This is a genomic window from Alcanivorax sp. HI0083, assembly GCF_001635175.1.
Genome location: NZ_LWFX01001763.1, coordinates 1 through 7,586, shown reverse-complemented (window position 1 = coordinate 7,586; position 7,586 = coordinate 1). Strand labels below are relative to the sequence as shown.

The 7,586-nt window shown below is 55.9% G+C and carries 6 protein-coding genes; 3 read left to right on the top strand and 3 right to left on the bottom strand.

The window, feature by feature from the left end:
• Positions 1-1,174: hypothetical protein (locus A3754_RS25595; protein WP_063521705.1), on the bottom strand; the 1,174-nt coding region annotated here is incomplete at its 3' end.
• A 285-nt stretch (positions 1,175-1,459) separates the two neighbouring features.
• A complete protein-coding gene (locus A3754_RS25590) occupies positions 1,460-2,278 on the bottom strand; it encodes a pyruvate, water dikinase regulatory protein (protein WP_063521704.1) in 819 nt (272 codons plus the stop codon).
• A gap of 535 nt (positions 2,279-2,813) precedes the next feature.
• On the opposite strand from A3754_RS25590, the gene ppsA reads away from it, so the two are divergent.
• The gene (gene ppsA / locus A3754_RS25585) at positions 2,814-5,186 is read left to right on the top strand and encodes a phosphoenolpyruvate synthase (protein WP_063521706.1); all 2,373 of its coding nucleotides are present in this window, start codon (positions 2,814-2,816) and stop codon (positions 5,184-5,186) included.
• 87 nt (positions 5,187-5,273) lie between these two features.
• Positions 5,274-5,570, top strand: coding sequence for a Rieske 2Fe-2S domain-containing protein (locus A3754_RS25580; protein ID WP_063521703.1), 297 nt, complete (start codon positions 5,274-5,276; stop codon positions 5,568-5,570).
• Between the two features lie 150 nt (positions 5,571-5,720).
• On the opposite strand, the gene A3754_RS25575 is transcribed toward A3754_RS25580, so the two are convergent.
• A complete protein-coding gene (locus tag A3754_RS25575; RefSeq protein ID WP_231880797.1) occupies positions 5,721-6,365 on the bottom strand; it encodes a lytic transglycosylase domain-containing protein in 645 nt (214 codons plus the stop codon).
• 301 nt (positions 6,366-6,666) lie between these two features.
• On the opposite strand from A3754_RS25575, the gene A3754_RS25570 reads away from it, so the two are divergent.
• Positions 6,667-7,586, top strand: a 920-nt coding sequence (locus A3754_RS25570) for an FMN-binding glutamate synthase family protein (RefSeq protein WP_197468877.1), incomplete at its 3' end; no start/stop codon positions are given.

Here is a 7,586-nt window from a genome sequence, read left to right as displayed (position 1 = left end):
TGCCATTGTGGATGTACTCATGCAGACTATGTCGGGCATCCAGTCCGGATTCTCCCAGCACCATGCCGGCGGTCCTCAGCTTTTCTGATTCTGCAGATGAGGATTTTCCGCAACTTTCAAGCTCCAGCTGGCTTGCAAAGCGTGGCAGGAGATTCAGGCGGCTGTCATAGGGGAGAAGAATTCGGTTCTGAATACTCAGGAAGTTGCGGTTCCAGACATCAACTAGTGCCATCAGAACGGGGATGTTTTCTTCTAGCCGTGCGGTTCTGAAATGATGATCTACAGTCTCGGCCCCTTTCAGCATTTTTCTGTAGAAGTTGGCCCCTTTTGTTAGCAATACAGGAAATGAAAACGCAGAGCAGCTGGAAAACCTTCCTCCGACCCAGTCCCAGACGCGTAACTGGTTTTTTTGCGGAATTCCTGCCTCGGTCATGCTGTCTGGGGAGGATGATATGCCGATAAAGTGTTTGCTCAGATCTGAGCCTTGCCCGAGCCGCTCGATCAGCCAGTCACGAGCAAGTTGAAAGTTGGCATGCGTGTCCACTGTGGCGAAAGATTTTGAGGCAAAAATAAACAGTGTTTGCTCAGGAGGGAGCTCACTGAAAAGTCGATAGAGCTGCATTCCATCGAGTGTTGACGCGAAATCGACCTTAATGGAGTCGCTCTCCCGCCATAAGGCGTGATGAGTAAATTGTGCGACTGTTGACGGCCCGCCACTGGCCAAATACACAATGTTGGTTATTGATAGGCCTGTTGACCCTCTCCATTGGCCTGTATTGATCTCACTGGCCAATTTCGACATCCGGGAAATTTCGAGGCGTATTTCGTCAATCTCGTTTTGAAACTGCTGGGCATCGTTGTGTTGCCGCAGTAGCCAGTGCCCTCCTGGCTTTGATGCTGAAATGGAGTCTCGACTAAACAGCTTATGAATCTCGGCACCCACCGCCTCTAGTTCTGCCAGCCGGGCTAGTAACCCCAGGGTTTGAGAGTTCAGCCTCTGCAAGCTCATATCTAATTGTAATGGTCCGAGCTTCCAGCAAAGTGCACTCTCGCGTTGAGAATCCGCACTATGCAGCTGCAAAAGGCTCAGGCTGCCCATCTCTTTTGCATGCTTGGCAAGAGCGCTGTAAAGGGCGTCCTTATCGGACTTTTTGTGTAATGGCTTATGCTTCACTGTAGTGTCTGTAGCAAGGACGAAGGAAGTTAGTCTACCGTTGCGGGGGGGGATTTGCCTATAAGGTCTCCGATTCCCCTGTTGTTGGGGGCCTAATTAATAGGCAGAGTGGGCAAGGGAGCGGAAGCTAGCCATAGTTCTTGTTGTCTCTGGGCTTCATGCCCACGCGCCGGGGGGCATGAAGCAGGGGCGGCAAGGTGGGTTCGAGCAAGGCTGCATGAAGGCTATTCCCCGGTCTGGATTCGCTGTGGGAGTTCGCTTGCAAGCAAGCTCCTACAATACAGGCTACTGCAGCCGCCGCTTCAACCCCTTCATCGCCAACACCCGCGTACTGATCTCCTCAATCGACAACTCTGTCGCGTCCAGATACGGAATGTTGTGCTTGTTGTACATGGCTTCCAGGGCCCGTAATTCCATGTCGCATTGGCGCGGGGATGCGTACTTGCTGCCTGCTTTGCGTTCGCTGCGGATGGCGCTGAGGCGGTCGGCGTCGATGGTGAGGCCGAAGAGCTTGTGTTTGTGCTCCATCAGGGCCTTGGGCAGGCGCAGGTCGTCGAAGTCGTCTTCGGTGAGCGGGTAGTTGGCGGTGAATAGCCCGAACTGCAATGCCAGGTAGAGGCAGGTGGGGGTCTTGCCGGAGCGGGAGACGCCAATGAGGATAATATCGGCCTGGTCGTAGTGCCGGGTGCGGGCGCCATCATCGTTATCCAGCGCAAAATGCACAGCGTTAATACGGATTCGATAGGATTCGGCGTCGCGGATGGCGTGGCTCTGGTTGATTTTGTGATTGGAGCGTACCCCAAGCTCGTCTTCCAGCGGACGAAGAAAAGCGCCGAACAGGTCGAGAATCAGGGCGTCACAGCTATGCAGGATGGCGCGATGGTCGGTGTTGACCAGTGTCGAGAAGACTACCGGCTTGGCGCCATCCTCCTCTGCGGCCTTGTTAATGCGGGCCACGGCTTCGCGAGTCTGCTCATCGGATTGCACGAAGGGCAGGGTGATCTGCACAAATTCGATATCCCCGAACTGGCTCAGCATGCTGTGGCCAAGGGTTTCCGCGGTAATACCGGTGCCATCAGAAAGGTAGAAAGCGCTTCGTTTCATTGGGTCTGCCCGTTTTCTTTGCGGTAGGAGCGGGGCTTGAGCCGCGAACAGTCTTGGCGGGGTGGGCTCCAACCATTCGCGGCTCAAGCCCCGCTCCTACGGGTAAGTCATTGTTTTGAATGGAGCCAGTCTAGACGCTGTATCGCTGTGCGACCAGTGCTATCTGCAGGGATTGGCCGATCTGTCAGAGGGGTTGTAGCGTCATGCGTTGTCCGCACAGGACGCAGACATTACACTGCGCTCGACAAATCTTGATTGGCAGAAATACCTCTTTTATTTCAGTGAGATAGCGCTTTCTTGTGGTGCGCGACTTGGGGGGAGGCGGGGTGTTGACGAAAGTGATACCCAAATACCGTCCAAATCTGAAAGAGGGGGCAGGCAAACTGTTTCGGTTTTGAGTAGAATGTCGGCTCGATTTGATCCGGCACCTTGTGCAGCGAACTTGTTATGGCGCTATTTATAGCGTTTTCGGCACAAGGTGTGCCGACCTGCTTTGGCCAACAAACCAACCGGTAATACGTAAAAGGAGATGACCTTGGCGGAATATGTAGTCTGGTTTCAGGACCTGGGTAAAGATGACGTTGAGCACGTAGGCGGCAAGAACGCATCCCTGGGCGAAATGATCAGCAATCTGTCGGCAGCGGGTGTCTCCGTTCCCGGTGGCTTTGCTACTACCGCTGAAGCCTTCCGTGAATTCCTTGAGCACAACAACCTGACCCAGAAGATCAACGAAGCGCTGTCTGCGCTGGACGTTGAAGATGTAGTCGCGCTGGCCAAGACCGGCGAAGAGATCCGTCGATGGGTGGTTGATGCTCCGTTCCAGCCTGCGCTGGACAAGGCGATCCGTGATGCGTATGCCCAGATTGGCGAAGGCAACGCAGACCTGCCGGTGGCGGTGCGTTCTTCAGCGACGGCAGAAGATCTGCCCGATGCGTCTTTCGCTGGCCAGCAGGAAACCTTCCTGAATATTCGTGGCGTGGACAGCGTCATGATCGCGGTCAAAGAAGTGTTCGCTTCCCTGTTTAACGACCGCGCCATCAGTTACCGCGTCCACCAGGGCTTTGACCACAAGCTGGTCGCCCTGTCTGCCGGTGTGCAGCGCATGGTGCGCTCCGAGACGGGCGCTGCGGGCGTGATGTTCTCCATGGATACCGAATCCGGCTTCAAGGACGTGGTATTCATCACTGCTTCCTACGGTTTGGGCGAGATGGTCGTGCAGGGTGCGGTTAACCCGGATGAGTTCTACGTCCACAAGAAAACCCTGCTGAACAAGAAACCTGCTGTACTGCGCCGCAATCTGGGCAGCAAGATGCAGAAAATGATCTACGGCGCTGAAGGTAGCGCGGGCAAGTCCGTTGAAATCGTGGACGTGGACAAAGATGAACGCATCCGCTATTGCCTGACTGACGCACAGGTCGAGAATCTGTCCCGCCAGGCGATTGAAATTGAAAAGCACTACGGCATGCCCATGGATATCGAATGGGCGCTGGATGGCGACGATGGCAAGCTGTACATCGTTCAGGCCCGTCCGGAAACCGTGAAAAGCCGTTCCGACGTGAACGTGATGGAGCGCTACCTGCTCAAGCAAACCGGCAAAGTACTGGTGGAAGGGCGTTCCATCGGCCAGCGGATTGGCGCCGGTAAAGTACGCATTGTGACCAGCATCAAGGAAATGGATAAGGTCCAGCCCGGTGATGTACTGGTGACGGACATGACCGACCCGGATTGGGAGCCGGTGATGAAGCGTGCCGCGGCCATTATTACCAACCGTGGCGGTCGTACCTGTCACGCGGCCATTATTGCCCGTGAACTGGGTGTGCCGGCCATCGTGGGTTGTGGCGATGCTACTGAACTCCTGAAGGATGGTCAGGAAGTCACGGCCTCTTGCGCAGAAGGCGATACCGGCAAGATCTACGAAGGCCAGCTGGAGTTTGATATTCAGCGCAACTCTATCGAGTCCATGCCCAAGCTGCCGTTCAAGATCATGATGAACGTGGGCAACCCGGACCGGGCTTTTGATTTCGCCGGCCTGCCGAATCAGGGCGTGGGCCTGGCCCGCCTGGAGTTCATCATCAACCGCATGATCGGTGTGCATCCCAAGGCACTGCTGAACTACGATTCCATGCCCCAGGACGTCAAGCAAAACGTAGACAAACGGACAGCCGGTTATGGTGATCCGGTGGATTTCTACGTGGAGAAGCTGGTCGAAGGCGTTTCTACGCTGGCGGCAGCGTTCCACCCGGAAAAAGTGATTGTGCGTTTGTCGGATTTCAAGTCCAACGAATACGCCAACCTGATCGGCGGCAAGCTGTATGAGCCTGGGGAAGAGAACCCGATGCTGGGCTTCCGTGGTGCGAGCCGTTACATCAGCGAAAACTTCCGCGACTGTTTCGAGCTCGAATGCCGCGCCATGAAGAAAGTCCGTGACGAAATGGGCTTTACCAACGTGGAGCTGATGGTGCCGTTCGTGCGCACCGTGGGCGAAGCGGAGCAGGTGATTGATCTGCTTGGCAAGAACGGCCTCAAGCGTGGCGAAAATGGCCTGCGTGTGATCATGATGTGCGAGCTGCCGACCAACGCCTTGCTGGCGGATGAGTTCCTGCAGCACTTCGATGGCTTCTCCATCGGCTCCAACGACCTGACTCAGCTGACGCTGGGCCTGGATCGCGATTCCGGCATCGTCAGCCACCTGTTTGATGAGCGTGACCCGGCGGTGAAAAAGCTGCTGAAGATGGCCATCGATGCCTGTAATGAACAGGGCAAGTACATCGGGATCTGTGGGCAGGGCCCGTCGGATCACCCGGACCTGGCCAAGTGGCTGATGGAGCAGGGCATCTCTTCCGTTTCCCTTAACCCGGATTCGGTGCTGGATACCTGGTTCTATCTGGCGGAGAAGCACGGCAACTAATGTCTGCTTGACCGATCCGCTGCTTCGCAGCACAGTAAAAAGCCCGCTTCTGCGGGCTTTTTACGTTACGGAAACCGGTGAGGGCACATGTTTCATCGACTTATCCGCATCATGGATCTTTACGACGGTCTGCGGCTGCCTGTTACGGTGGGGCGCAAGGAGTTGCTGCTGATCCATGAAGACGGTCGCACCTGGCTGATGCAGCGCCGCTGCCCCCACGCGGACTTTCCGCTCGACCGCTGTACCGTGATGAATGAGCAATTGCGTTGCCCGGGGCATGGGCTGACGTTTTCGCTGCGCAGCGGTAAATGCCAGACATCAAGCTATCAGCTCGAGCAGTTTCGAATTGATTATGATGGGCAGTGGCTGGGTGTGGAAATTTGATGAACGTTGGGTTTGTTGTCTGATTACGCCTTTCAGGTTAATCAGACCTACCCGATAACCTGGGAGCGCCGAGTCTTGTAGGTTGCATTAGCCTGAAAGGCGTAATCCAACACTGGTGTTGACGGGCCTGAGTGAAGGGGGCAGGAGGGCTTACCGTGACGCAAACACCGTTTCTTCCTCTCCAAGTTCGGCCACGAACTGGTGTGCATAACGCTGGCGCAGTTGCTTCACTTTCTTCACGTAAGCCTGGGTCTCCTTGAAAGGCGGAATGCCGCCATAGCGGCGAACATTGCCTTCACCGGCATTGTAGGCGGCCAGGATATGGTCGAGATCGGAGAATTTGTTTTTCAGGTAGGCGATGAACTGGGTGCCGCCGGTAATATTAGCGCGGGGGTCAAAGGGGTTGCTGACTTTCAGGTAGGCCGCAGTTTCGGGCATCAGCTGCATAAGCCCCTGGGCGCCAACCCGGGAAATAGCGTTGTGGTTGAACAGGGACTCGGCGTGGATAACGGCTTTGACTAGCGCCGGGTCCACACGGAAGCGGGTCGCCGCCTGGGTAATGATGGTGTCGTACTGGTCACGCTGGGCGTTGGAAAGGGCGCGCGGGGTGTAGCTCCAGCCCTTGCGAACGGAGAGCAGGGTATATTGTTGCCCCACCTGTTCCTGAGCCTGGTCGGTGAACAGGATGGTGCCATCCGCAGAGCGGTATTTGTAGATATTGTCTGCCTGTGCCGTCGCACTGAAGCCCAGCATGCAGCCAGCTGCAAAGACCCCGGACAGCCAGGATTTAGTCAATAAAACCCGCATTGAACCCCGTACCCCTTTTCTGGTGCCTCAAGGCGCTTGTTGGGCACCCCGAACACCGTTAGTTTGTTGTTCTTCCGTCGATCTGGCTTATTGCCAAGCGTTACCCCCATGATAACGCCATTCTTTTTTCTTTCTGGCCAGCACCAGACGAATTGACCACACTGGCCGCCAAGCGTAACAAAATCGACGGACGAACATCATACTATTGCGCCGGGGGTGGCCCAAGTGCGCTGGCGCACATTTCCGCTTTAAGCCACCCGATGGTGAATACTGCAAGCGAGGAGAGCGAATGTTTCCCGAGTATCTGGAGCCCTGGTTGAACAGCACCATTGCCTGGCTGGAGCTGGGTTTTCTGCTGCTGGTATTGCTGCTAACGCTGGTCGCTGTCGGGTTATGGCTACAGGACCGTTTTTTTCAGAAGCGTCACGCTATTCGCCGTAATTACCCGCTAATCGGCCGGTTTCGCTACTTTTTCGAGACTCTTGGTGAGTTTTTCCGCCAGTATTTCTTTGCCATGGACCGCGAAGAGCTGCCCTTCAATCGGGCACAGCGTGCCTGGGTTTACCGTGCGGCAAAGGATCTCAGCAATACCATGGCGTTTGGCTCTACAAAGCAGATTGGCGCCGGGCGCGTCATTTTCATGAATTGTCCGTACCCGACGCTGGAAAAAGACGCAGCCAAGACCTTGCCGCTGATGATTGGCCCATACTGTGAGCAGCCCTATGCGGCCCACAGTTTCTTCAATGTGTCGGGCATGAGCTTTGGTGCATTGTCCCGTCCAGCGGTGCAGGCGATGTCCCAGGGCGCGGCCATTGCCAATTGCTGGATGAACACCGGTGAAGGGGGATTGTCTCCCTACCACCTGGAAGGGGGCTGTGATGTGGTCTTTCAGGTGGGCACCGCCCGTTACGGTGTGCGCGATGCGGAAGGCAACCTGAACGACGAGCGACTGGCGGCAATCGCGGCGCGGCCACAAGTGAAAATGATCGAAATCAAACTCAGCCAGGGCGCCAAACCTGGCAAGGGCGGTATTCTGCCCGCCGCCAAAGTGACTCAGGAAATTGCTGACATTCGCGGCATTCCGGCGGGCCAGGCATCTATTAGCCCCAACGGCCAGCCGGATGTACATAGTGCGGATGATTTGCTGGACCTGATCGCCCATGTACGTGAGGTGAGCGGCAAGCCCACTGGTATCAAGTGTGTGCTCGG